25 protein-coding genes, 1 pseudogene and 1 other annotated feature are annotated in these 24,453 nt (G+C 41.7%); of the genes and pseudogenes, 25 read left to right on the plus strand and 1 reads right to left on the minus strand.

From position 1 onward, the window contains the following. From AC4HAL_RS04305 to AC4HAL_RS04375, 15 genes and pseudogenes are all read left to right on the plus strand, one after another. Positions 1-115 (plus strand): annotated as a pseudogene (locus AC4HAL_RS04305) (IS30 family transposase); the annotation flags it as partial. Positions 116-1,292: 1,177 nt separating this feature from the next. Continuing rightward, complete coding sequence (locus AC4HAL_RS04310) at positions 1,293-1,508, plus strand: Blp family class II bacteriocin (RefSeq protein ID WP_491093203.1); 216 nt, start codon at positions 1,293-1,295, stop codon at positions 1,506-1,508. Between the two features lie 20 nt (positions 1,509-1,528). Then, positions 1,529-1,747, plus strand: coding sequence for a bacteriocin (locus AC4HAL_RS04315; RefSeq protein ID WP_491093141.1), 219 nt, complete (start codon positions 1,529-1,531; stop codon positions 1,745-1,747). Between the two features lie 89 nt (positions 1,748-1,836). Further along, positions 1,837-2,241, plus strand: a complete 405-nt coding sequence (locus tag AC4HAL_RS04320) for a hypothetical protein (RefSeq protein ID WP_491093142.1) — start codon at positions 1,837-1,839, stop codon at positions 2,239-2,241. A gap of 296 nt (positions 2,242-2,537) precedes the next feature. Continuing rightward, positions 2,538-3,554 (plus strand): DUF6568 family protein, encoded by a 1,017-nt coding sequence (locus AC4HAL_RS04325; RefSeq protein WP_491093143.1) that lies wholly within the window; start codon positions 2,538-2,540, stop codon positions 3,552-3,554. A 255-nt stretch (positions 3,555-3,809) separates the two neighbouring features. Continuing rightward, positions 3,810-3,980 (plus strand): hypothetical protein, encoded by a 171-nt coding sequence (locus tag AC4HAL_RS04330; protein ID WP_491093144.1) that lies wholly within the window; start codon positions 3,810-3,812, stop codon positions 3,978-3,980. A gap of 125 nt (positions 3,981-4,105) precedes the next feature. Beyond that, positions 4,106-4,347, plus strand: a binding site (T-box leader). A 320-nt stretch (positions 4,348-4,667) separates the two neighbouring features. Then, positions 4,668-4,967 carry a chorismate mutase gene (locus AC4HAL_RS04335; RefSeq protein ID WP_491093145.1) on the plus strand — a complete coding sequence of 100 codons (300 nt, stop codon included), beginning with the start codon at positions 4,668-4,670 and terminating at the stop codon, positions 4,965-4,967. Positions 4,968-4,975: 8 nt separating this feature from the next. Beyond that, entirely contained in the window at positions 4,976-6,331 is a 1,356-nt protein-coding gene (gene trpE, locus AC4HAL_RS04340) for an anthranilate synthase component I (protein ID WP_491093146.1), read from the plus strand. Beyond that, a complete protein-coding gene (locus AC4HAL_RS04345) occupies positions 6,328-6,891 on the plus strand; it encodes an aminodeoxychorismate/anthranilate synthase component II (RefSeq protein WP_491093147.1) in 564 nt (187 codons plus the stop codon). Before trpE ends, AC4HAL_RS04345 begins: the two co-directional genes overlap by 4 nt. A gap of 19 nt (positions 6,892-6,910) precedes the next feature. Further along, positions 6,911-7,924, plus strand: coding sequence for an anthranilate phosphoribosyltransferase (gene trpD / locus AC4HAL_RS04350; protein ID WP_491093148.1), 1,014 nt, complete (start codon positions 6,911-6,913; stop codon positions 7,922-7,924). Further along, a complete protein-coding gene (gene trpC / locus AC4HAL_RS04355; protein WP_491093149.1) occupies positions 7,921-8,688 on the plus strand; it encodes an indole-3-glycerol phosphate synthase TrpC in 768 nt (255 codons plus the stop codon). The genes trpD and trpC overlap by 4 nt, the downstream gene beginning before the upstream one ends. After that, positions 8,675-9,313 carry a phosphoribosylanthranilate isomerase gene (locus tag AC4HAL_RS04360; protein ID WP_491093150.1) on the plus strand — a complete coding sequence of 213 codons (639 nt, stop codon included), beginning with the start codon at positions 8,675-8,677 and terminating at the stop codon, positions 9,311-9,313. The genes trpC and AC4HAL_RS04360 overlap by 14 nt, the downstream gene beginning before the upstream one ends. Continuing rightward, positions 9,310-10,524 (plus strand): tryptophan synthase subunit beta, encoded by a 1,215-nt coding sequence (trpB, locus tag AC4HAL_RS04365; RefSeq protein ID WP_491093151.1) that lies wholly within the window; start codon positions 9,310-9,312, stop codon positions 10,522-10,524. Before AC4HAL_RS04360 ends, trpB begins: the two co-directional genes overlap by 4 nt. Then, the gene (gene trpA / locus AC4HAL_RS04370) at positions 10,521-11,303 is read left to right on the plus strand and encodes a tryptophan synthase subunit alpha (protein ID WP_491093152.1); all 783 of its coding nucleotides are present in this window, start codon (positions 10,521-10,523) and stop codon (positions 11,301-11,303) included. Before trpB ends, trpA begins: the two co-directional genes overlap by 4 nt. 336 nt (positions 11,304-11,639) lie before the next feature. After that, positions 11,640-13,211: a hypothetical protein gene (locus tag AC4HAL_RS04375; RefSeq protein WP_491093153.1), complete on the plus strand. Its 1,572-nt coding sequence runs from the start codon at positions 11,640-11,642 to the stop codon at positions 13,209-13,211. 165 nt (positions 13,212-13,376) lie between these two features. On the opposite strand, the gene AC4HAL_RS04380 is transcribed toward AC4HAL_RS04375, so the two are convergent. Beyond that, positions 13,377-14,291, minus strand: a complete 915-nt coding sequence (locus tag AC4HAL_RS04380) for a LysR family transcriptional regulator (RefSeq protein WP_491093154.1) — start codon at positions 14,289-14,291, stop codon at positions 13,377-13,379. 410 nt (positions 14,292-14,701) lie between these two features. On the opposite strand from AC4HAL_RS04380, the gene AC4HAL_RS04385 reads away from it, so the two are divergent. From AC4HAL_RS04385 to AC4HAL_RS04430, 10 genes are all read left to right on the plus strand, one after another. After that, a complete protein-coding gene (locus AC4HAL_RS04385; RefSeq protein WP_491093155.1) occupies positions 14,702-15,841 on the plus strand; it encodes an amidohydrolase in 1,140 nt (379 codons plus the stop codon). A 2-nt stretch (positions 15,842-15,843) separates the two neighbouring features. Next, a complete protein-coding gene (locus AC4HAL_RS04390) occupies positions 15,844-16,905 on the plus strand; it encodes an iron-containing alcohol dehydrogenase family protein (protein WP_491093156.1) in 1,062 nt (353 codons plus the stop codon). After that, the gene (locus tag AC4HAL_RS04395) at positions 16,895-18,091 is read left to right on the plus strand and encodes an aminotransferase class I/II-fold pyridoxal phosphate-dependent enzyme (protein ID WP_491093157.1); all 1,197 of its coding nucleotides are present in this window, start codon (positions 16,895-16,897) and stop codon (positions 18,089-18,091) included. The genes AC4HAL_RS04390 and AC4HAL_RS04395 overlap by 11 nt, the downstream gene beginning before the upstream one ends. Next, entirely contained in the window at positions 18,054-19,373 is a 1,320-nt protein-coding gene (locus AC4HAL_RS04400) for an MmgE/PrpD family protein (protein ID WP_491093158.1), read from the plus strand. The genes AC4HAL_RS04395 and AC4HAL_RS04400 overlap by 38 nt, the downstream gene beginning before the upstream one ends. 19 nt (positions 19,374-19,392) lie before the next feature. Further along, positions 19,393-19,950 carry a GNAT family N-acetyltransferase gene (locus tag AC4HAL_RS04405; protein WP_491093159.1) on the plus strand — a complete coding sequence of 186 codons (558 nt, stop codon included), beginning with the start codon at positions 19,393-19,395 and terminating at the stop codon, positions 19,948-19,950. Then, positions 19,947-20,636, plus strand: a complete 690-nt coding sequence (locus tag AC4HAL_RS04410; RefSeq protein WP_491093160.1) for an amino acid ABC transporter permease — start codon at positions 19,947-19,949, stop codon at positions 20,634-20,636. Before AC4HAL_RS04405 ends, AC4HAL_RS04410 begins: the two co-directional genes overlap by 4 nt. Next, positions 20,623-21,390, plus strand: a complete 768-nt coding sequence (locus AC4HAL_RS04415; protein WP_491093161.1) for an amino acid ABC transporter ATP-binding protein — start codon at positions 20,623-20,625, stop codon at positions 21,388-21,390. The genes AC4HAL_RS04410 and AC4HAL_RS04415 overlap by 14 nt, the downstream gene beginning before the upstream one ends. Positions 21,391-21,403: 13 nt before the next feature. Continuing rightward, positions 21,404-22,753, plus strand: a complete 1,350-nt coding sequence (purB, locus tag AC4HAL_RS04420) for an adenylosuccinate lyase (protein WP_491093162.1) — start codon at positions 21,404-21,406, stop codon at positions 22,751-22,753. A gap of 14 nt (positions 22,754-22,767) precedes the next feature. Next, a complete protein-coding gene (locus AC4HAL_RS04425) occupies positions 22,768-23,571 on the plus strand; it encodes a transporter substrate-binding domain-containing protein (RefSeq protein WP_491093163.1) in 804 nt (267 codons plus the stop codon). Positions 23,572-23,924: 353 nt separating this feature from the next. Further along, the gene (locus AC4HAL_RS04430; protein ID WP_491093164.1) at positions 23,925-24,428 is read left to right on the plus strand and encodes a YkgJ family cysteine cluster protein; all 504 of its coding nucleotides are present in this window, start codon (positions 23,925-23,927) and stop codon (positions 24,426-24,428) included. Positions 24,429-24,453 lie beyond the last annotated feature (25 nt).

The following is a 24,453-nucleotide window of genomic DNA, read 5'->3' on the forward strand; positions in this document are numbered from 1 at the left end:
AACCATTTTATCAGCTATAGCTGATAGGAGAAACAAGATTCCTAGAAAATCTCTAAATTATCAAACACCTTATCATGTTTTTCTGAGTCAGGTGAAACTGTCCAACTTAATTTGACAATTTAAGAATAAAAGTAAGGTTACCGTCGTTTTACTTATTTTATTTCTTGTTCTTATGGGCATAAAAGTATGTGTGAGTTTACAAAAAAGGACAGATATTATGGATCATCTTTTGGCCTTTGAATTCGTGTTTTTTATTTGTTTATTGATGGAATTTATTTTGACAAAAGCTTTTGAAATAAAATCTAGTCGTTTGTACGTCAGTCGCCTATCAGCACAAATTTATCTATCTGGCTTTATAGGATTTGCTATCATAAATTTTTTATTGTACAAGATAAAGCAGGAGTCTTTGATGAATACCTACCTTGTCTTAATGTTTTTGATGGCTATTGCTTCATTGTTAGACTGGACTATTGAGAAGTTGAAAAAGTAATTGTTAATAAAATTATCTTTTTATGTTAGTTTAACGAAGTTTTCCATAGGTGTAGCGTTAGCTGATTCTAAATGGTTTTATCTTATATATAATAACGTAATCATGATGATGTTTATTTTATTATTGCTAAAGAGGACAGGAAGGCTAAGTTCAGAAAAAATAATATTTGATAGCTTTAGTGCTGATCATGTATTTTACTAATTTTGTTGTTAAGCCTATTTTCCCCAGTTAATAATTTTATGAATCCTAATAGCAGCTCTTTTTTGGGTGAAAACGATTGTTTATTCAAAAGAAGTATGGAGAAAAATTATTATTACAATTAGTCTTCCATTATTTTCATATACAATCTTACTTTAAAAGATAATAAGGTGATGGCAACTTATAGGGAAATATTTATTCTTGTTGCGAATGGTAAAAAATCCGATTTTTCGAAAAAAAATTACCATTCAGGGTGAAAAAACGACTGTTCATGACATAGACGTGCACAGACCAAAATTTTGGGTATACTAAGGGTGTTGGTTGACTAACCAAATAAAACAAACAATCAAAGGAGGCATTCGCTATAAATATGACCGCTAAACTAAGATTATTTTTCGCTCTTTTCGTTACACTTTGGGGAGTTCATTTGTTATTTGATTCACCAGAATTATGGCGGAAAGTTCTAGGTGTGGTAGGAACTGGACTATTGCTATTTGGTATCTACTCTAAGGGTAGAAGAACGCTAAAAGATAAATAAGCCTATCGTAATGAAAGTAAAGTATGGTAGATTCTCTTTGAAAATTAGGAGTTTATCATAATTAAAATATTTGAACAGTTTGAAATAATGGACAACGAAGCTCTCGCTGCTGTTGAAGGTGGTCAAGTTGGACTGGGTGAATTCGCAAGAGCTACAGCAATTTGTACTGCTGCAGGGGCAGGTATTGGATCTGCATTTCCAGTCGTAGGAACTGCAGCGGGCGCTATTTTGGGAGCTCAATATTGTACCGGTGTTTGGGCTCTTGCTCGCGCTGCTCATTAATTAGAAAGGTAGGTAAAAAAATGAAACTTAATGAACATAAATTCGAAAATTTATCAGCAATAGAATTATCTAATACTTCTGGTGGTGGCAAGAGAGCTTCTGAAGCTGTTTTAGCAGGTGCTTACGGCGCAGCTCAAGGAGTGGCAGCATGTGCAAGTTCAGGTGCCTACGTACTTCCACAAACCCTCGTTGCTTGTGGGGCTGCCGGTGCTGTTTTAAATATCGCTTTTCCGCATTAATGTAGCATAAATAGGTATACTCAGGTAGTTTTAGTTGTAGAATTACTAATTGAGGATACCTTTTTACTATTTGTCTTAAAGGTATTGATATGAAATTGTCAAAACTTGATTCAAAATATTTAAGATTTATAAGACTTGGAGGAGTCCTGTTCGGTTTTAGTATTGCTAATTTTGTTTTTTATTTAGTTGATAACAAAGGTCCAGTATGGTTATGCATTGTGCTAGGAATTCTTGCCTTAGTATCATTTTCTTTAGCTTATCTCTCTTATAAAGAGTTAAATAAGCAGCCGGTTGAAGAACAACAGTTTACTCCTAAACAAACAACTATTACGGTGATAATCGTTTCCACCTTGGTTGTACTTATTGGTTTATATAAAGCTCTTACAGATACCGATGCAACTGAACGCACAGCTTTGTTTATTGCTAGTATGATATTAGTTCTGGCGATTATTTGGAATCTTTTATATTTAATTAAACTATATAAAAAAAGGTGAAAAACAAATTATTTATGAATTTTCATAAATCATTATTATTGTTCTCAGCGACAGTTTTTCATTAGTGAGAGGCATCGCTTATCTTGGTCCATATGCTTTTGGCATGGGACTCATTGGAGGCAGCTGCGCATGGTGGTTACGCTGCCTTGAGTTGTTAACTATTTTCTTAGCTAGAACTTAGTCAAGCTCTAGCTAAGATTTTTTAGGAAGTTAAAAAGAAAATTTGAAAATCCCAGTTCCACAAATAAACTGGTGTCAAAAATTTTAGGTATTGAATAAAAATTAAGGAGAGGCCTATGAAATCCTATCAACCATTATTAATATTTTCAGCTAGTATCTTGCTCTTTGCTGGGAGTGTCGTTTCTGCAGATGAAGCGACGGAAAGGTTTGCACTTTCTGAAGAAGGAGCAGAAAGAGTTGCTGTAGCAGCAGTTCGTGATCAGACAGCACAGGTGGCTGAAGCTGTGACACAGTCGGATAGTACTATAGCATCAAGCTCTGAGGCAGCGTCTGCGTCTGCTGCAGATCCTACTCAAGCGCATTCATCTGCCCCTTTAGAGGAAGCAATTCAAACGCCTGATACTCCCGAAGAATCGACTATAGTCCCACAATCTAGCCAAGAAAGGGCACCCGAGTCATCTTCGAACACTCAAGCCCCTGCCTCAGAAGCCGCTGAACCGATCTCTCTATCTGTAGAGGAATATGAGACAAATATGGCGGACTTTAACAAGGTCACCATGGCCGATGTCTACCAGATGTTTGATGACGAAGAAGGTGGTTATACCTTGTATATTGGCCGTCCCACCTGCCATTATTGCCGTGACTTCTCACCAGTTTTAAAAGAATTTAATCACTTAACTGGTGGCCAAGTGTATTACCTCAATACCGATGATCCTGACTTCACAATCGCTGCTAAAGAATTTTTGAGACAAAAAATAGGTGCCTACGCAACACCGACGATTCTTCACCTTGAAAAAGGACAAATTGTTTCTGGGCAAGTAGGAAGCGGAGGAACAGCTCAGGAGTTGTATGATAAAGTATTTCCAACAGCCAGCCCAAACATTGATCAGGTCCCTGAGCTTCAGTCACAAGAGATTTCACTTTCGGCGCTCGCAGAGCACCTCTCTGAGTCAGCAGCTCAACCGTCAGTCCCAGAACAGCCTGCGGTAGAAAATAAGGATAAACAGATGGTAAATAATGAAGGGGCAGGCCAAGAGAAACCTGCTAAAGGTGGAGTTCAACTTACAAAAGTCATCGCTAAGATTAAAGAATGGGCGAGAGGTTTCCTAGAAATCTTAAATTCTATTGATTGACAAAGCTTTTGAAACTAACACCATGGGTAATAAGAGTATTAATTTACTATTTAAAGTAAAATAAACAAAAAGTTGTCTTATAGTAATTCTACTTTTACTTTGTGGATAAACATATAAATAATTTGAAGTAACGGACGATCTAACACTTGCTACTGTTTCAGGCTTCTGCAGGTGCTGCTGGAGGATACCTAGATCCCCGCTACTTGTACTCGTTGGTGGTGAACTTTTTAGTAACAGAAGTGAGAGGAGCGAGTTATGAAGCAATTTACTCAGACTTCAGTAATGATAACATCTTTAGCAGGGTTCGCAGTAGGAATGGTTTTTGGATTGTGGGGCGAAAAAATTGGTTTTCTTTTTGGCCTAGTTTATATTCTGGCGGCCTTACTATATAAGTTTATTTCAAGAAAAAATAGACAGAATGGTTAAATCAAAAGCGCATCAAACTAAAAAGATTGAAGCTAAATGCCGTAGTGTCAACGAAATGTATTAATTTTTGATAAATTACTGAGCTAAGAGTTAAAAAATACTTGACTTCTGCTCAGATTGGTGTAAAATAATTTACAAATCAGAAAAGTACCTCTTGGCAGTTTTCAGAGAGCCTGTGGTGGTTGTGAACAGGTAGCTAATAGGAGCGAAATTGGGCTGATTATCTAGAATGGAAATAAACAATAATTTTCAGGTAGGCACTCCTTATCGTGCAGCTCCTTGTTGGAGGAGATAGAGACGGCAGAAGAAGTGTAGAGATTTTCTGCCAATTGAGGTGGCACCGCGTTATTGATATAATGCCCTCACACAGATGTTTTTTTCTGTGTGAGGTTTTTTATTACCATTTTAGCAGGTGAAGATAAAGCATAGTCTTCAGGCAGGCACTCCTTATCGTGCAGCTCCTTGTTGGAGGAGATAGAGATGGCAGAAAAAGTTTAAAGACTTTCTGCCAATTGAGGTGGCACCGTGTTATTGCTATAACGCCCTCATGCAGGATATTTTTGTCTGCGTGAGGGCGTTTTTGTATTACATGCCTTAGTCCCATTTAACAGTCTGGGCTACTAGCTGAAACATAGGTTCACCTCCTTCTCTATGACTCATTTAATTTTTCAGATATAGGTGATCGTTATGACAAATATCCAAGAACTCCGAAATCAGATTGATCAATTAGATCATCACTTATTAATCCTTTTAGCACAGCGTCAGCAGATAGTCGAGAGAATTGGGTGGCTAAAACCTGTCGGAAGCAAAAGAGCTGTCACTGCCTCTGAGCGAGTGAAGCAAGCCCTTCTAAGCAGGCAGCAGGAGGCAGAAGAATTAGGACTATCAGCAGATATTGCGCTTGCTATCTGGCAAGTTATGATTGAAGCCTTCACTGCTTTAGAGTCGCCAGTCAATAGCAACACCAATGAGATGGATAGAAAGTGAGATTAATCATGAAAAAGGTATTAAATGCTGATATTTTAACCCCAATTCTTGCTTACATGCGCGTGCAAGGTGAGCATAAGGTGATTTTGGAGTCCATTCCACGTGAAAAGGAGAATGCTCGTTTTTCAATTATTGCTTACAATCCGGTCTATAATGTTATCTACAATCACGGTCAGCTAACCTGCAATGATCAGCCGATTGCTCAAGACCCCTTTGACTACCTTCACGAGCTAACAGTGACAGGGCAAAGTAGTGATCTTCCTTTTGCTGGCGGTGCAATTGGATTTGTCGGCTATGATATGATTAGTCTCTATGAAAATATTGGGATGCTTCCTCAAGATACTATTGGAACACCGGATATGCAATTTTTTGTCTATGAATCTTACCTGATTTTCGACCATAAAAAAGAAAAGGTTTACGTCGTTGAGGATAACAACTATAGTCAACGCTCGCTTGATGAACAGCGTCTAGCCCTGACTAAGGTTATTGATGACTTACAGACAGCAGCACCCAATGAGTTTTCCCCCCAAGATTTGCAAGCTTTAAATTTTAAGAACCATATTCAAAAGGAGCATTTTGAAACAATGGTGGCTCAAGCCAAAGATTTGATTCGTCAAGGTGATATGTTCCAATGTGTGCTTAGCCAGCGTTTTTCAGCTGATTTTAGTGGTGATCCGCTTGATTACTATCGTCATTTAAGGGTGACTAGTCCTTCTAACTATCTTTACTTTTATGATTTTGGTCAGTATCAGGTGATTGGGGCCAGTCCGGAAAGTCTAGTTTCTGTTAGAAATGGCGTGGTTACAACTAATCCGATCGCTGGAACTAGGCCACGGGGGAAAAACGAACAAGAGGATATCTGTCTGGCTCAGGACTTGTCTAGTGACGCTAAGGAAACATCTGAGCACCGTATGTTAGTTGATCTGGGACGCAATGATATTGGCAAAATAGCTCAGGTAGGCAGTGTCTGTATTACCAAACTGATGGAGGTAGAGTATTTCCGCTATGTCATGCACCTAACCAGTGTTGTCAAGGGGAAGCTCCTGCCTAATTTGACAGCTATGGAGGCCCTTAAATCTACCCTACCAGCTGGTACTGTTTCAGGAGCCCCTAAGATCCGAGCCATGAAGCGAATTTACGAGCTGGAAGAAGAAAAGCGCGGCATTTACGCTGGAGCTATTGGCTATCTATCAGCAACGGGTGATATGGATTTTGCTATCGCTATCAGGACAATGATTCTTAAAGATCATAAAGCTTACGTTCAAGCTGGGGCAGGGATTGTCTATGACAGTCAACCGGAAAATGAATTTTATGAAACCATTAATAAAGCAAAGGCTATGACCAAAATAGGAGATCAGCTATGATTCTATTAATTGATAACTATGATTCCTTTACCTATAATTTAGCACAGTATCTAGGTGCATTTGCAGATATAGAAGTCGTGCGAAATGATGCTGATAGGCTGCTAGAAAAAGCAGAGCAAGCTCAAGCCTTGGTTTTTTCTCCTGGCCCCGGCTGGCCGGTAGAAGCAGGTGAGATGGAAGATATAATTAAGCGTTTTGCCGGATCTAAGCCCATGTTGGGGATCTGCTTGGGGCATCAGGCCCTAGCAGAGGCCTTTGGCGGACACTTGGGTCTTGCTAAACAGGTCATGCACGGTAAGCAAAGCGACATGGAGCTTATTGAGGACTCACCTCTTTTTACAGGTTTGAACCAAACTGTTCCCATCATGCGTTACCACTCAATTGTTATTGAAGATCTACCCAGAGATTTTGTCGTAACAGCTAAGACTAGAGATGACGATGAGATTATGGCTATACAGCATAAAAAGTGGCCAATTTACGGACTTCAATTTCACCCAGAAAGTATTGGGACACCAGACGGTTTGCGGATGATTGAAAATTTTGTCCGCTTAGTCAGCTAAGATAAATAAGGAGACAGCAATGGAATCATTAAAGCAGATATATCAAGAATTAAGCAGACAGGAAGATTTAACACAAGACGAAGTAAAAGGCCTCTTTGATGCTATTCTGCAGGATCAGCTGACTGAAAGTCAGATTGCCGCTTTTCTACTAGGACTGGCGGTTAAAGGAGAGACGGCAGATGAGATTACAGGGATTGTTCAGGCGCTTAAAGCACATGCCCTTGTACTGCCTGAGGTGTTCACAGATGCCATGTGCAATTGTGGGACAGGGGGCGATCAATCTTATAGCTTTAATATCTCAACGACGGTCTCATTCGTTTTAGCGGCAGGCGGCATTAGGGTTGCTAAGGCTGGAAATCGTTCGATTTCATCGAAATCAGGTTCAGCCGATGTGCTGGAAGCCTTAGGTATCAATATTGCCGCTAGTCCAGAGACTTTGGCAAAGGCCCTGGATCAGGTAGGGCTCGCTTTTATCTTTGCGCAAAGTATGCACCCTGCCATGCGCTTCATAGGTCCGGCTAGAAAAGCCTTGGGAATCCCAACAGTGATGAATCTTGTCGGTCCCTTGGCTAACCCACTTGACTTGGAGACACAATTGATGGGGATCTATCGTGAAGAATTACAGAAAATGGCTGTTCAAGTTATGCAAAAGCTAGGGCGTAAGCGTGCCATGGTTATAACGGGGCCTGATCACATGGATGAAGCAGCTCTCTACGGACAAAATACCTATACTTTATTGGAGAATGGCCAGATTAGTCAGGGTCAGTTCTCTTATCGAGATTTAGGAATGCCAAAAGTCGAATTAGCGGATATTCGCGGGGGTGATGCCAGAGAAAATGCTGAAATTTTGTTGAGTGTCCTTAAGGATGAAGACAGTCCTTATTTAGAAACAACAGTTCTCAATGCAGGCCTAGGTTTCTACGCCAATGGCAAAGTTGCTACTATTCAAAAGGGTATAGCCTTAGCACGCCAGCTTTTGGCTGATGGGTCAGCCTTGGCTAAATTACGTCAATTACAAGAGGTACAGGTATGAATCAGACATTTTTACCCCGCATTTTAAAGGAAAAAGAGCAAGAGGTCGCCCAGTTAGCGCTAGAAGATATAAAGCCTTTGCGCCAGACTTATTCGTTTTATGAGTTCTTACAAACTCATCAGGACAGGGTACAGATCATTGCTGAAGTAAAAAAAGCCAGTCCTAGCCTCGGAGATATCAATCCTGATGTAGATGTTCTGGCTCAGGCTAAGTCTTACGAAACAGCAGGAGCCAGCATGATATCGGTTCTGACTGATCCTCAATTTTTTAAGGGAGATATTAACTATCTGCGTCAGATTTCTAAGGCTGTCGGTATTCCGACCTTAGCCAAGGATTTCATTATTGATGAAAAACAGATTATTCGCAGTCGCAACGCTGGTGCCACTGTCATTTTGCTGATCGTGGCAGCCTTAGCAGAGGAACGCTTGAAAGAACTTTATGCTTTTGCTAATAAACTGGGACTTGAAGTGCTGGTGGAAACCCATAATGCCAAGGAGTTAGCGATTGCTCACCGTCTAGGGGCTAAAATTATCGGGGTTAACAACCGAGATTTGGTTAGCTTTAAAGTCAGTTTGGAGACAACACAAGTTTTGGCTGATCATTTTAAAACAGCTCCTGTTTATGTGTCCGAGTCAGGTTTCTTCACTGGTCAAGATGTTGAGCAGGTAGCCCCTTATGTCAATGCTGTCCTTGTTGGTACAGCCTTGATGACCTCAAATAATTTATCAGCAAAAGTAAAGGAGTTGCAAGTTGACAAAGGTTAAAATATGCGGACTGTCTACCGTAGAGGCTGTGGAGACAGCTGTGGGAGCAGGTGCGGATTTTATTGGTTTTGTTTTTGCCTCAAGCAGGCGTCAGATTAGTCTGGATAGAGCCAAACAACTAGCTCAAGTAATTCCAGATAGGGTGGGTAAAGTAGGAGTGTTTGTCAGTCCCAGCTTGACAGAATTAGAAAAGGCTATTGCGACAGTACCTCTGGATATGGTACAAATCCATGGACAGTTAGATGAGGCAATTGTGAATCAAGTTTCTCTTCCTATTATTAGAGCGCTGCCGGTTTCGGCAGAAAAAGGTAGAGCGGGAAAAACTAAAGGTAAGTGTAGGGACAGGATGCATCCTGGGTCAATTGACGATTATCAAATAAATGCGGACTTCCTTCTCTTTGATGCTCCAGTTTCTGGATCAGGGAAGACTTTTGATTGGCAGCAGTTGGATATCCATGGCATAGAGCTTCCCTACTTTATTGCTGGAGGATTGACAAGTGCGAATGTGAAGGATGCCATAGCGATTTTCCAGCCTTATGCAGTTGATGTTTCATCAGGTGTTGAAACAAATGGCATTAAGGATTTAGCAAAAATTAGACAGTTTATAGAAAGAGTGAAAGCATGACATATCAAGGACCAGATACCAAGGGATTTTTCGGAACTTATGGCGGTCAGTTTGTTCCGGAAACCCTGATGACAGCGATTATTGAGTTAGAGGAAGCTTATCGAGCTGCCCAAAAAGATCCAGCTTTCCAAGGAGAGTTGGATGCCCTTTTGAAAGATTATGTAGGTCGCGAGACTCCCCTGTATTATGCTGAGCGCCTGACTAAACACATTGGTGGCGCGAAGATTTACCTTAAACGTGAGGATTTAAATCATACAGGAGCTCATAAGATTAACAATGCCTTAGGACAAGTGCTGCTGGCAAAACGTATGGGCAAGCAAAAAATTATTGCCGAAACAGGTGCAGGTCAGCACGGAGTCGCTACAGCAACGGCTGCAGCCCTCTTTGATATGGAATGTACCATCTATATGGGAGAAGAAGATGTTAAGCGTCAGGCTTTGAATGTCTTTCGAATGGAACTTTTAGGAGCCAAGGTGCACGCTGTTACTGACGGTTCGCGTGTCCTGAAAGATGCCGTAAATGCAGCCCTTCGAGCTTGGGTTGCTAACATTGATGATACCCACTATGTTATGGGTTCGGCATTAGGGCCAGCTCCATTTCCAGAGATTGTCCGTGATTTTCAGTCGGTGATTGGTCGGGAAGCCAAGCGTCAGTACGCTGCTATCTCTGATGGCCGTTTGCCAGATGCGGTTCTTGCCTGTATTGGTGGTGGGTCAAATGCTATTGGACTTTTTCATCCTTTTGTCAATGACCAAGAAGTAGCTATGTATGGAGCAGAAGCGGCCGGTCTGGGATTAGATACGCAAAAGCATGCGGCTACCTTCGCAAAAGGTCGCCCTGGTATTTTACACGGAGCGCTTATCGATGTTCTTCAAGATGCTCACGGTCAAATTATGGAGGCCTTTTCGATCTCTGCTGGTTTAGACTATCCCGGTATTGGACCAGAGCATTCGCATTTCAAAGAGCTAGGCCGTGCCAGCTACTACGCTATCACTGATCAAGAAGCATTAGAAGCTTTCCAGCTCTTATCGCGTTTGGAAGGAATTATTCCCGCATTGGAGTCCAGCCATGCTATTGCTTTAACACAAAAGATTGCTAAAGATATGGATTCAGACCAATCTATTATCGTGTGTCTATCGGGTAGAGGTGACAAAGATGTCGTACAGGTTAAAGAGCGTTTGGAAGCACAGAAAGAAGGGGGCAGAAGATGAGTAAAACATTAACCAAGACGTTACAAACTGTTAAGGATCAAGGTAAGGGCATCTTTGTTCCTTATATCATGGCCGGTGATCATGATAAGGGGCTAGATGGTTTGTTTGAAACACTGGATTTTTTAAAAGCCAATGGGGCTTCGGCTATTGAAGTTGGGATTCCTTGGTCCGATCCGGTTGCGGATGGTCCAGTTATAGAATTAGCAGGTCAGCGTAGCTTGGCTAAGGGAACAACCCTGACAGCAGTTATTAACAAACTGCAGGAAGAAGCCACTGCAGTTCCTCTCATCATCATGACCTACCTTAACCCTGTCTACCAATATGGGATAAAAGCCTTTATTCAAGCGCTGGCGGATACATCTGTTAAAGGGCTGATTATTCCGGATTTGCCTCACGAAAATGAAAATCTGCTCAAGCCTTATCTAAAAGGAACAGATATTGCTTTAGTTCCCTTGGTCAGTCTGACTACAGGCCTAGAGCGCCAAGAACTCTTGATTGATGATGCAGAAGGTTTTATCTATGCTGTAGCAATCAATGGGGTGACTGGAAAATCTGGTTCCTACCGCAATGATTTAGACAGTCATCTGGCTCGTCTCCACCAAGCGGCTCAGATTCCTGTTTTAACTGGTTTTGGTGTATCTAGTAAAGATGATATTGTTCGCTTTAATCAGGTATCAGATGGTGTTATTGTTGGAACAAAAATCGTTAAAGGTCTGCATGAACATCAAAAGGAAGAATTGGCCGACTTTATCCGTTATGGTTCACAATTGAAAAAATAAAAGTTTTCCCACTATGGACTGACCCCCAAAAAGTTGGACAGTTAATTTATGCCAAGAAGCAAGTTTTGTATTGAGCTGAATGGCCTTCCAAAAGTTAGACAAAAGATCTACTAGATGGGGTGCAATTCACTATTATCCTTTGTCAGGAATTGATCTCGAAATAAATAAAAGCAGTGTCTAAAATTGCCTAGTCAGGGACTTAAATTTTTGAACCGTAATTTTAACTGTTGAGACCTACTCATTAAATAGGAAAAGACAAAAAATTCCAATATTTCAGAAAGTGCTTGCAATTGTTAAATTTTTCTTTATAATGTCTCTAAAGAAAGGGATTAAATTATGAAGAATGTTACACTATCATCTTGGCAATTTGCCAAAAAACACCTAGTCGAGTTATCATGCGTAACAGCCCTAGCGGCTGCCGCAACCTTTGCTGCAGATCCTGCTTCTGCAGATACCCTGTCATCGGATACCGATAAAGGGGCTGAAACAGTTGCCAATCTTAAAGAAGCAGCTCTTAGCGAAAAGGTACCGACAACTCAACCTCAAACGGAAGCCTCCAGCGCAGAGACTGCAGTGGCTCAGACCTCCCAGCCTGTAACACAGACAATATCCAGCGAAAATTTCGGCGATAGAGAAGCGGCCGAAAAAGCCAGTTCTAGTGAAGTTGCCAGTGATACCCCTTCTGCGTCTACTAGTGAAACGGCAGAACAGCAGGGAGTAGTTGTGGCTAAAACCGATACCAGTAGTCAAATAGCAACTGACGCTAATACTAAAGCAACTACCGAAAGAGATGCTTCTCCTTTGACAGCCACTAGTGAGCCTCTCCATCAAGGTTTTCACGGTGATGACCAAGGAAATTGGTATTATGTAGATGAAAAAGGCAATAATCTTACTGGTCTTCAAGTTATAGATGGTCACACTTATTATTTTGATGATAGAGGTGTCCAAGCTAAAGGTAAAGAAGTAGAACTTGATGGTAGTCTCTACTATTTTGATGAAGATAATGGTCAAAAATGGGCCGATCGTTTCCGCCAAGCTGGCAATAATGTTTGGGTATATTATGACAGTAATGGTGCACGTGTCACGGGTGCTCAAATTGTTAATCAGGCAAAGCTTTACTTTAACGATCAAGGTGAGCAAATCAAGGGTGATTTTGCAGTCGATGGTCACTATTATGATAAAAACAGCGGGGCTATGCTGACTAAGCGTTATGTAAAGCATGATGGAAACTGGTATTACGTAGATGAAAAGGGAGATAAGCTAACCGGAGCACAGACGATTGACGGTGTTAAGGTCTACTTCTTTGCGGATGGTCGGCAAGCTAAAGGAGAATTCTCCGGTTACGGCGATACCGGCCAGTACTATGATGCTGATACTGGTGCGCAAGTAACGGATGTGGCAGGGACTCCGAGGTTTATCCAAACGCGGGAAGGTTATCGTTACTATGTTAATGAGAAGGGACAAAGAGTAACAGATCTTCAGATTATTGATGGTAATATTTATTACTTTGGTTCACCAACCAGAAAGTACCACAGTGGAGCGCAAGTGCGAGGTGACCTAGCCTACGCTCTTGACTATAACGATCCGATTCCGGGCAGCAGCCATATTTATTATATGGATCCAGAAACAGGAATAGCTTGGAAAAACCGCTATGTTGAAAAGAATGGCAACACTTATTATTTCGGTACAGAGGGCTATGCCTTGACAGGCGAGCAGACCATTGACGGCTTATCTGTTTATTTCCGTCATGATGGCCGGCAAGTCAAGGGAGAGCTCGTTAAAGAAAATGGTGTAACTCGCTACTATGCACCTGACACTGGTGAACGTGTCCGCAATATGACCCTAACTATTGGCGGAGTAACCTACCATTTTGATGCGGAGGGCAATGGAACAATCGTCCCCCTTTAAGAGCAAGTCAGTTATCTATGTAGTAAAAAGCGAAACGAACTTTAAAAACAGACTTCTTCTGAAAAGAACTAGGAGAAGTCTGTTTTTACTTGTCTTATCCACAGGCATCTACTTTTATAGAACTTAGGATAAATTACTTTAATACCGAATACCGGCTTTTTTCTCTTAATTGTTTTCTTCGTGATCCCTAAATTCAGCCAAGCTCCTTTGGACTTGAGTGATGAAGGTATCGATAATAGCAGCATTTTTAGCTTTTTTTGGCCGGACGTAGCCCAGTGTATGCAAGGGGCTGTCTTTTAAAGGAATAAGCACAATCTGTTCACGCATAAAGCTATTAACGATACCAAGGCCAGAAGCGTAAGCCTCAGAAGCCCGCAGCAGATTCATGACAGTTCCGCGGTCATTGGAATAGATAATTTTTTGATAGTGGTTGATTTCTAAAGGATCCTCGTCAAAATGCATACCAGTTTTTTCCTGCTGAAAACGAATCTGTGGGTAGGTCGTCAAATCTTCCTCGCTGATGACCTCTTGGTCTGCCAGCGGATGATCCTTACCTAAAAAGATGCGTGTTTTGAAATCTCCCAGGGATGTGAACTCCAATCCCAAATCGGCTATATGGCGTGTAAGAAAACGTCGATTTTCATCATTGAGGTAGATAATGCCTAAATCACTTTCGTAGGAGGCAACACTTTCTAAAATTTGGCGAGTGGTTGTCTCAATTAATTGAAAATCCTGATAGTCATCTTCATAAACTTCCGAAACATAGGCCAATGGTTCTGACAGAAAGTCATAGTGGTGACTAGAGACGGTAAAACTTTTGAGATAATCTTTCTGGTAGCGTTCTTCCAGAAGTTTGACTTCACCTAGAATACGTTTGGCATACTTGAGAAAATCCTGTCCTTCTTCAGTTAGAACCATACCGCTATTAGTCCGCTCAAAAAGATGAATGTCCAGTTCTTTTTCAAGATTGCGAATAGCACCTGATAGATTGGGTTGCGTCATATAAAGGGCGATAGCAGCCTTGTTTAAGGATCCATGCTCAGCTACCGCGACCATGTAGCGCAGTTGCAAAAGGTTCATACACGACCTCCTCCTAAGATACTAAGTCATTAAATGATTCTAAAGATTGTTATGTTTGTCTTTTAGCAATAGACTTCAGAAGCCTCGTCTTCTAGACTGTCGGCTCTTACGAAAGGCGAACCCCTATCGTTTACAAGCAAGGCCCAGAGAGCTCAACAAGATAAGAAAATTAGTGATTACCATAAGCATTGCAGCCCAGCTAGGGCTTTTTTAATATGATAAATGCGAGCCAAACTTATATATGAAATACGGTGGCATAAGTAGTCTTCTTGTGAGTGTTCTTATTTTAGCATAAAAGTTTTGGATATAAAGAAAACTTATACTCAGTAATAATAAATATAGATTAGGCAAGAAAAAGGAATTTCGATATGATGGGAATAAATTTTTTTAATTGGTAAGGGGGAGTTGTGATGGCAGATGAATTTTATAACAAACTTCAGAAGATCCGCCGTTATATTCACGAGCATCCAGAGATTTCGGAGCATGAATTTGAGACAACAGCCTATCTAAAAAGGAAATTAGAAGAACTGGACGTTAGGGTAATTGATAGTGGATTAAAAACAGGTTTAATTGCTGAAATTGGATTCGGTCATCCTATCATTGCTCTGCGAGCTGATATAGATGCCCTTCCTATCCACGAACGAACGGGATTGGATTATGCTAGTAAGAATGACGGTGCCATGCATGCTTGTGGGCATGACTTGCACCAAACCAGTCTCCTAGGAGCAGCCGAATTACTAAAAGCTAGGGAAAAAGAGCTCAAAGGGACTCTGCGCCTCATTTTTCAGCCTGCTGAAGAAAATTTTCAAGGCGCGCATCAAGTGATAGCTGCTGGTGGTCTGGATGATGTAGCCGCTATTATTGGTTATCATAATAATCCCCACCTAAAACCAGGACAAATTGGACTGCGCCCCCAGGCTATTATGGCAGGAGTAGAACAATTTGAGGTGAGCATCACAGGCATTAGTGGTCATGCTGCCCGCCCAGATTTAGGGGTCGACACAATTTTAACGATTACAAGTATCGTAAACAATTTGCAGTCTATCATCTCTCGTACCGTATCTCCTTTTGACTCTGCAGTTCTTTCGGTTACGCATATAGATGCTGGAACAACCTGGAATGTTCTACCAGATACTGGTTTCTTTGAAGGGACTATTCGCACTTTTAGTCCTGAAATTCGAGAAAAGGTGATCGCGCGCTTTACCGCCATCGTAGAGCAAACGGCAGCGCAATTTGGTGCTCGAGCAGAGATTACATGGGGAAATTCACCAAGAGTAACCTATAACGATGAAACTTTAACACCGCTGATCTTTGAGAATTCCAAGACATTTGCGGAGGTTCTCAGCGTTCTACCTTCTACGGGAGGTGAAGATTTTGCTGCTTATCAGGAAAAAGTTCCGGGTGTCTTCGCTTTTATTGGCTCTAATGGGACAGATGGAGCTCCTGACTGGCATCATGATGATTTTTTGGTCAAGGATGAGGCCCTTCCTGTCGCGGTAAATTACTACGTAGAAAATGCTCTGTATTTGTTAGAGTATTTTGGAGGCTAATTATGGTAAATAGAATAATCCGACTCAGCCCTTCGGAATATATCAATGAGCCAGGGGCTCTGGCGCAGCTGCCTGAGATTATTGATAGATATAGTTTAAAAAATCCCCGGATCTTAACGGACACAACTGTTTACCAAGTTATAAAAGACTATCTCCCAGATAGGTTTCTGGAAATCTATCCTCTGACTTACTTTGAGGGCAATTGTACTTTTGAAGAAATTGACCGCCTTGTGGAAATTTTTCAAGAGCATGATGCTATTCTTGCTTTTGGCGGTGGACAGTTAATGGATACAGCCAAAATGGTTTCAGATCACCTGAAAATTCCAATCATAGCTTCTCAGACAGTGCCATCAAATTGTGCTGCCTTGACCACAAAGAGTATCATCTATTCACAAACCCACGAAAAAATTGATAACGTGAGGCATAATAAAAGTGTCGATGTCGTCTTACTGGATCCTGAATTGTTGGTGCGTTCACCACGTTCCTATGTACTGTCAGGGATTGGTGATACTCTAGCAAAATTTTATGAGATTCGGCGACGGTTGACAAATGATAAGGCAGATCTGTTATCAATAGAGATTGGGCGTTTTTATATTGAGCTGTGCCGGCGTGAGATGTTGAGCGTGACAGACTACCAGTCATTGACTGGAAAAGCTCTCATCAATTTTATCGACACAATTTTTCTAGTAGCTGCCTCAGTAGATGGTATTGCTGATAAAGATGGTATGAGTGTTGCTGCCCACGCTTTTCACAATGCGTATGTCAAAGTTAAACCGACCGATCGTAGTACACATGGTGAAATTGTAGCCTTGGGGAATCTTTTTCAGGTTTTACTGGAAGGCAATCGGGAATTAACTCGAGAAATTGTCACTTATTATCGCCAACTCGGTTTGCCCCTGTCCTTGGCTGATTTAGGTTTGACAGATGAGGCTGCTATCGAAGCATTGGTACCTTATCTGGCTAGGCCTGAGGATTATCGTTTTCGAACAATTTTTCCTGATGCCACAATAGGGGAGATTGCCAGTGTCATTCAGCAATTAAAGGAGGGCAGCTATGGCTATTAAAATTAGTGCTTCTCAACGAATGGCCAGTAAACAAGCTCACTATACCTCGCAGCAGCAGGAGATTATTCGAAAGTTGAAGGGCGATGGGAAAAAAGTGATCAATCTGGGTCGAGGCAATCCAGACCAAGCTACCTTTCCTGAAATTGTAAAATACATGCAGAAAGCTGTTCAAAAGCCAGAAAATCAAGGTTACCCTCCTTATGGTGGGAAATTAAGTTTAAAGGAAGCTATTATTGATTATTATAAACGAGAATATCACGTTTCCTTGACTAGCGACGAAGTGACTGTTTTTAGCGGTTCTCTAGCCAGTCTGACAGCTTTGCCGATGGCTTTAATGGATCCTCAGGATTTTGCTTTGACACCAGATCCCGCATTTTTTGCCTATGACACAGGTATTAAAATGGCCGGGGCTGATGTCTACCCCTTGCCCTTGCTAGAAGATAATAAATTCTTGCCCAAATATGGCGATATTCCTGATGATGTTTTAAAACGAAGCAAATTGATGTTTTTAAATTATCCAAACAATCCAACTGGTGCCGGAGCCCCTCTTTCTTTTTTTGAAGAGACAGTTGCTTTTGCCAAACAGTATAATATTCTTGTTGTACATGATTTTGCTTATGGCGATATTAATTTCACAGAACCTGCTCCTAGTTTTTTACAGGCCAAGGGCGCTAAAGAAATTGGTGTAGAAGTGGCATCGCTCTCCAAGACCTTTAATATGGCCGGCTGGAGGATAGGCTACGCTGTGGGGAACAAAACTATAATTGCTCTACTAGCTGATTATATAAAAAACTCTGTTGGTGGGACTTTTGGCGCAGTTCAGGATGCAGCCGAGTATGCTTTGAACCATACACAAGATCAGCGGGCCAGCTTAAGGGCTCTCTATCGGAAAAGGCAGAGATTGGCTGTGGATTTCTTAAAGCAGCACCAATTGCCTGTATACGAATCTGATGGAACCTTTTTTCTTTGGCTCAAATTACCCCAAGGGGTAGACGATCAGGAATTTGTACGAGAACTTCTGGAACAAGAGTATGTTGCCCTTATCCCTGGCAGTGTTTTTGGTCCATCGGGGAGGGGATACGTTCGTATCAGTTTAGTGACTGATAGTCAAACAATTTTAGAAGGTTTGGAAAGGGTGCTGCAAGTCTATGAAAGATTTACGACCTCACATTTATCAGCTGATTGATTGTTTAGAGAAGCCTCTGGTTTCAGATGAGTTGACGTCTAGTCTATATCAAGCGCGTCTAGCCTTGATGGATTATCTCGCCTGTTACTACAAAGGGAGCAGACACCCACATGTGAGCGCCCTGCACCGCTTTTATCAGCAGGAAGATTTTTCTTTTAAAAATTTATGGGCAGCAAGTGAGAATAGGGCTGCAAGAGAGAGCGCTGCCTTGCTCTTAGGTATGGCTGCCCACTATGATGATTTAGATGATGTCCAAGCCAATTATCGAGGACATCCCTCCAGTGTTATCTTTTCTGCCTTGTTTGCTGTCGCGGATGCCCAGAGTGACCTTGAAGATTTTTTGCTGGCTTACCTTACAGGAGTTGAAGCTGCGGGTTTAGTGGGACAGCAACTTCAACCGCAGCATGCAGAGATGGGCTGGCATTCGACAGCGACGATTGGAACTTTAGCAGCAGCACTAGCTATTGTTAAATTAAAACGCGTAAGTGGTGATGAGGCTGCGATGCTTATGTCCCTAGCCATAAATCAAACTAGTGGCTATCTCCTTCAGGAAGGTACTGATGGTAAGCCTTTAAACGCTGGCTGGGCTGCTCAACGTGCGGTCAATGCCTATCATTTGGCCAGTTCAGGCCTCACAGCTAATGTTGATATCTTTGATAGTCCCAAAGGGTGGCCGCAAATTATTGGTGGCCAGCTAGACTTCTCGCTGGTTAATCAACACTGGTTTTCGCCACCTCAGATACTTAAGCCTGGACTTTGGTTTAAGCGAACCTCATTTTGCTCGGCTGCAAATTCAGCATACGATGCTTCTCTTGAACTATATACCAAAAAAATTTCTCCGTCAGATATTATAGCCGTTGAGATTGGTTTCCCGGAAAAGGGCGATCTGGCTCTGACAAAGACAAGTCCTAAGACAGGGTTAGAAGGCAAGTTTTCTGCAGAATACATTGTTTGGCTAGGACTGACCAAGGGCGAAGCCACCGAAAATGATTTTAGCGCTAAGCCTGTGTTGCAATCTTTTAAAGACTTTTTACCCAAAATTAAGCGTCGTCATCCTCTCCCCTTGGCTCAGACTGATGAACGTCCAGCAGAAGTCACCCTTACGTTATCGACTGGCTCAAAGGTGACTGCCAAAGTTCAATTTCCTAAAGGCTCTCCTAACAATCCTTATAGTTTAGATGAATTGATGGTGAAGTGGCAAGCGATTATAGGAGAGAAGGCCCCATCTCTGTGGCAGACTTTACAGTACAGGGAGGTTATATTAGAAGATATTTTCAATTAATTGGAAAGGAAAGCAGGTTATGTCAGAAGTTTTAGTACAAGCAGGTCTGGCAGAGGTCGTCGAACTAAAAAATCTTTTTCAAAAAGCCTATGCGGATAATGAAGCGCGGGGGATTCATTTCGCAGCTGCTACAATTAATGAAGATGACTTGCAAGACCATCTGTACTCTACGCCTATCTTTGTAAAAACGGAGCCGTTGGGTAGAATTGTAGCGTCAACGGCTGTCCGATTTCCATGGTCTAAAAATCCCGGACCCTATTGTTTACCACACTTGGGCTGGATAGCGACTCTCCCTACTTATCAGAATCAGGGATTGGCCAAATCATTAGTCATGGATGTTATTGACCATTATCTTTCCCGACAACTTAGAGCACCAGCTGTTACCTTAGGTACGGCTAAAGAACATCCGTGGTTGATAGAAGCCTATGAACGTATGGGTTTCGCTTACCTAGATGAGAAACAACTGTTTTCTGATCATAAAACAGTCTACCTGATCAAGATTTTAGATAAAAGAGCCCTAAACCAAGTAAAAGATGACGCGTTAAAGCTATTGTTAACAGAAAGGAATTTAGTATGAATTTTGATTGGGAGTATTTTTTCAGCTTATTTGCAAGGCTAATCGCCTACCTGCCCATTACTTTGTTTTTAGCCATTATTGCTATGGTTTTGGCTATCCTCGTTGGGGTGGTCATGACGTGGTTGCAGTTAAGCCGCTGGGCTCTTTTACGCTATTTTGCAAAATTTTATATCTCTCTTTTTCGGGGAATGCCGACCTTGGTTGAACTTTTCCTTATTTTTTATGGACTTCCCCAGATCTTTCCTGTCTTTCAAGGGATGACTGCTTTGACGGCAGCTATTGTCGGTTTAGGACTCAAGCAGTCAGCTTATTTGTCAGAGATTTTTAGAGCGGCTGTTAGCTCGGTGGATAAGGGTCAGATTGAAGCTGGTCAAACGTTGACTATCTCCCCTTGGAAGTTATTCCTTCATGTTATCCTACCTCAGTCGGCCTTAAATGCTCTACCAGCTACTGGAAATACCTTTGCTAGTCTTATAAAGGAGACCTCATTAGCTTTTACATTAGGAATTACAGAACTGTTTGGCAATGCTAAGATGGTTGCAGGAGAGTCTTTTAAATACTTTGAAACTTATTTAGCAGCTGGTCTACTTTACTGGTTGGTGATAGTACTTTATAGTGCTTTGCAAAACCAAATCGAAGAAGAACTGGAAAAACCGTATAGGAGGACTACCGATGGCATTCATTGAATTAGAGAATCTAGCTGTTACTTTGGGAGGCAGATCTGTTCTCGAAGATATCAACCTGTCGATAGAAGCAGGCAAAGTAACAACCCTGGTAGGCCCTTCTGGTTCTGGGAAAACTACCTTGCTTAGAATTTTGAACCTGCTGCAGGAACCCTCTCAAGGACAGCTGACAGTTGGTGATACTACAGTAAAAGCTGGTAGTATTGGTAAGCGAGAAATTCATAGTATTAGGCAGTATTCTACAATGGTATTTCAGCATTTTAACCTATTCAAAAACTATAACGTCTTGGATAACGTTGCAAAACCCTTGATTCTTTCTAATAAGGCTAATCGTAAAGAAGCTGCAGCTATCGCTCAAACATCATTAGAAAGGGTTGGTCTGTCACAATTTATTGAACAGTACCCAGCTACTTTATCCGGAGGACAGCAGCAGCGGGTTGCTATCGCACGTGCCATTGCCTTTAAACCCCAAATTATTTTATTTGATGAACCAACATCATCATTGGATCCTGAGATGGTTGAAGGGGTTTTAGATGTCATTGCAGATTTGGCCAAGGAAGACATTTCCATGGTTCTAGTCACCCACGAAATGAACTTTGCCCGTAAAATTTCGGATCAGGTGGTATTTCTTGAAGATGGAAAAGTTTTAACTCAGGGCCCTGCAAAGTTACTCTTGTCATCAGACAGTACCCATGATCGTGTCCGTTCATTTGTCAATTCACTTTATCATGGATCAATGGAAAGTGCTGAGTTATAGGAAGGGGAGAGTTATGGTAAGTGTACTAGATTCAGTATTGCTGCAAGGCAATTTCTCAACGCCTGAAATGCGTGAGGTATGGAGTGATACTAATAAAATAGCTAAGCAGCTGATGGTTGAATCTGCTTTAGCCCAAGCTGAGGGCGAGCTGGATATTATTCCTCAAGAAGCAGCTCAACTGATAGCAGAGAAAGCACATGTTGAAAACTTTGACTTAGTCAAGCTTCAGAAAAAAAGTGCTGAAAAGCGCCATTCTTTGATTGCTCTTATTCAGGGATTACAAGAAAAGGTAGGAGGACAGGCTGGCGAATTCGTCCACTATGGCGTAACAACTCAGGATATTGTTGATTCGGGGACGATGCTGCAGGTCAAAGAAGCTTATGCGATAATACTCCAGCATACGCAAGAGCTTATTACTGCCTTGGCTAATTTGACTAGAGAGTATCGTGCTACCTTGATGATTGGCCGAACTCATGGTATTCATGCTATCCCCATTACATTTGGTTTTAAGTTGGCTATCTGGCTAGATGAGTTGTTGCGCAGTAAGCGGCGTTTGCGTCAATTATCTGAGAATGAGGTCTTTGTTGGCAGCATCAGTGGAGCAGTTGGGACCTATGCCTCTTTCTCTGGTCAAGGTCAAGCTGTTGAAGAACTGACACTGTCTAAGTTAGGATTAGCTGTGCCCAATATCTCTTGGCAGCCAGCGCGTGATCGTTTTTCAGAATTTGGATCTGTATTAGCGATTTACTCTGGATTACTTGGAAAAATAGGGCGTGAGCTGTTTACCATGATGAAGACTGAAGTTGATGAGGTTCATGAACCTTTCATCGCAGGAGAGGTTGGTTCTTCGACGATGCCTCAAAAGCGTAATCCTGCCCTGATTGAAGGATTAGCCAGCCTGACCCAGCCAGTATTTAAAGATTTTGACTTACTGCTGCAGTCCTTATTGATGGATGGAGAGAGGGATGCTATCCACTGGCGCAATGAGTGGGTTGCCCTGCCGGAAATCACTAATTATCTTGATGCTCAGATTGTCAATGCTACTTATATTCTGTCAGAACTTGACGTCAATTCTCAAGCCATGACAGATAATTTAAATAAGCAGGGAGCCCTGCCTTACGCTGAGCGTATCATGTTTGAGCTAGGAAAGATACTGGGCAAGCAAACTGCCCATCACTTGGTTTATGAAGCTGCCATGACTTCCATTGAGACTCATCAAGATTTTATTTCCTTACTTTATCAGCTCCCTGAGGTTCAAAAATACGTTACTAGAGAAGAACTTCTCAGCTGGGTCACTCCTGAGAATAATATTGGGGAGAGCCTAGCCAAGATAGATAAGATCCTTGCCCAATTGGCAGAGTAAAGAAAGAGGTATTTATGAAGAAAAAAACATTTTTAACACTAGCTAGTCTCATTATCCTAGTCGTTATCGCTATTGTTGGTTATCAATCTTACACTAAACAACACACCGCACATTCGGGGGACGATAAAACTCTGAGAATTGCGACAACTGGTGTCAGTTTCCCAGGTTCTTATAAGGACGGTTCAAAATTAACAGGATTTGATGTCGAGGTTGCTCGAGCAGTCGGCAAAAAAATAGGTTATAAAGTTAAATTTACAACGACTAGCTTTGATGGTTTGTTCGGTCTTCTAACTAGTGATAAGGTGGACGCCATCGCATCAAGTGTGGCCATAACAGGTGAACGTAAACAAACTTACGATTTTTCAACACCATATGCAACTTTTAAATATGGCATTGCTGTTCAAAAAGATGCTGCTTATACCAATGTTGAGGAACTTCAGGGAAAAACAATCGGTGCAACTGTCGGTTCAAATCAAATCAATGTTGTTAAGGAACATTTCAAGGATGACGTTACTATTCAAACCTTTGATGATCGGGAGGCAGTCTTACAAGGGCTGCTGAAAGGACAAGTTGATGGCTATGCCAATGCTCAAACGATTTTATCAGCTGTTATCCAGCAGAAAAATCTTGACTTAAAAGTGCTTGATGGTGATCTTGGTCAAGAAAATATCGCCTTGACCTTTGCCAAAGGAAAAAATAAGGATTTGCGCAAGAAGGTTAACGCTGCCCTAGCCGACCTTGAAAAAGATGGGACCATCGCTAGGCTATCTAAGAAATATTTCTCCGGTATCGATGCTTCTTATGGTAACCAAAAGTAATAAAAAAGAATATTGAAGTGGCTGCCTCAGCTTAAATGGGAATCAGGACATTCTGGGGCTTAGAATCAAGAGGGTGTCACACTGCTGTAAGGATTTAGGGGTTCTTTTGTCAGCTGTAGTGGGTAGAATCCCACCAGAAGCTATAGAGCCGATTTAGGTTATTAGTAGTGTGGCCTCTTTTAGTCTCAGAATTTTTTACAAAAAGGTCGAACTCTGTTTGCCTTTTTATGAATGAGGCTGGGACAGCACACACATGGTAACGTCGCCATCATGTATGTGTGCTGTCCTTTTTTCGTAATAATCTGCCTTTTTCTATGCTATAATAAGGGAAAAAGCTATTAGAGGGTGCTGCTATGTCTAAAAACAGCGTTGATATTGAAAGGTACCGTGAGCTAGCCTTGCACAAGCAAAAGGAACATCGTAGATTTTTGTCGGGTCTAAAGAAAAAGGCACCGAAAAATCTAGATAAAATTGTGCAGGACGTGCATACCGAAGTTTTTAAGGAAATTGATTGTCTGGCTTGTGCGAATTGCTGCCGTACATTGGGGCCAGACTTTACTGAAGCTGATATCCAGCGGATTGCTAAGCATTTTCACATGAAGTTACCGGCTTTTGAGGAGATGTATCTACATACGGATGAAGACGGCGATAAGGTCTTTCAGAGTATGCCTTGCCCCTTCTTAGGTGAGGATAATCTCTGTTCCATCTACGATGTGCGCCCTAAGGCCTGTGCCGCCTTTCCCCATACTGATCGTAAAAAGATTTATCAAATCAATCACTTGACTATCAAAAATACTCTCTTTTGCCCAGCGGCTTATCTCTTTGTTGAGAAGCTGAAGGAGAGAGTGTCAGTTTAATCCATACGAAAACAGCTACGCCTTA

Source organism: Streptococcus sp. ELY_125, from assembly GCF_058314535.1.

Bases quoted from the DNA above. Each gene is read 5' to 3' on its own strand.
- AC4HAL_RS04315 (WP_491093141.1), top strand. From the start codon at position 1,529: ATGAAACTTAATGAACATAAATTCGAAAATTTATCAGCAATAGAATTA.
- AC4HAL_RS04320 (WP_491093142.1), top strand. From the start codon at position 1,837: ATGAAATTGTCAAAACTTGATTCAAAATATTTAAGATTTATAAGACTT.
- AC4HAL_RS04325 (WP_491093143.1), top strand. From the start codon at position 2,538: ATGAAATCCTATCAACCATTATTAATATTTTCAGCTAGTATCTTGCTC.
- AC4HAL_RS04330 (WP_491093144.1), top strand. From the start codon at position 3,810: ATGAAGCAATTTACTCAGACTTCAGTAATGATAACATCTTTAGCAGGG.
- AC4HAL_RS04335 (WP_491093145.1), top strand. From the start codon at position 4,668: ATGACAAATATCCAAGAACTCCGAAATCAGATTGATCAATTAGATCAT.
- trpE (WP_491093146.1), top strand. From the start codon at position 4,976: ATGAAAAAGGTATTAAATGCTGATATTTTAACCCCAATTCTTGCTTAC.
- AC4HAL_RS04345 (WP_491093147.1), top strand. From the start codon at position 6,328: ATGATTCTATTAATTGATAACTATGATTCCTTTACCTATAATTTAGCA.
- trpD (WP_491093148.1), top strand. From the start codon at position 6,911: ATGGAATCATTAAAGCAGATATATCAAGAATTAAGCAGACAGGAAGAT.
- trpC (WP_491093149.1), top strand. From the start codon at position 7,921: ATGAATCAGACATTTTTACCCCGCATTTTAAAGGAAAAAGAGCAAGAG.
- trpB (WP_491093151.1), top strand. From the start codon at position 9,310: ATGACATATCAAGGACCAGATACCAAGGGATTTTTCGGAACTTATGGC.
- trpA (WP_491093152.1), top strand. From the start codon at position 10,521: ATGAGTAAAACATTAACCAAGACGTTACAAACTGTTAAGGATCAAGGT.
- AC4HAL_RS04375 (WP_491093153.1), top strand. From the start codon at position 11,640: ATGAAGAATGTTACACTATCATCTTGGCAATTTGCCAAAAAACACCTA.
- AC4HAL_RS04380 (WP_491093154.1), bottom strand. From the start codon at position 14,291: ATGAACCTTTTGCAACTGCGCTACATGGTCGCGGTAGCTGAGCATGGA.
- AC4HAL_RS04385 (WP_491093155.1), top strand. From the start codon at position 14,702: ATGGCAGATGAATTTTATAACAAACTTCAGAAGATCCGCCGTTATATT.
- AC4HAL_RS04390 (WP_491093156.1), top strand. From the start codon at position 15,844: ATGGTAAATAGAATAATCCGACTCAGCCCTTCGGAATATATCAATGAG.
- AC4HAL_RS04395 (WP_491093157.1), top strand. From the start codon at position 16,895: ATGGCTATTAAAATTAGTGCTTCTCAACGAATGGCCAGTAAACAAGCT.
- AC4HAL_RS04400 (WP_491093158.1), top strand. From the start codon at position 18,054: ATGAAAGATTTACGACCTCACATTTATCAGCTGATTGATTGTTTAGAG.
- AC4HAL_RS04405 (WP_491093159.1), top strand. From the start codon at position 19,393: ATGTCAGAAGTTTTAGTACAAGCAGGTCTGGCAGAGGTCGTCGAACTA.
- AC4HAL_RS04410 (WP_491093160.1), top strand. From the start codon at position 19,947: ATGAATTTTGATTGGGAGTATTTTTTCAGCTTATTTGCAAGGCTAATC.
- AC4HAL_RS04415 (WP_491093161.1), top strand. From the start codon at position 20,623: ATGGCATTCATTGAATTAGAGAATCTAGCTGTTACTTTGGGAGGCAGA.
- purB (WP_491093162.1), top strand. From the start codon at position 21,404: ATGGTAAGTGTACTAGATTCAGTATTGCTGCAAGGCAATTTCTCAACG.
- AC4HAL_RS04425 (WP_491093163.1), top strand. From the start codon at position 22,768: ATGAAGAAAAAAACATTTTTAACACTAGCTAGTCTCATTATCCTAGTC.
- AC4HAL_RS04430 (WP_491093164.1), top strand. From the start codon at position 23,925: ATGTCTAAAAACAGCGTTGATATTGAAAGGTACCGTGAGCTAGCCTTG.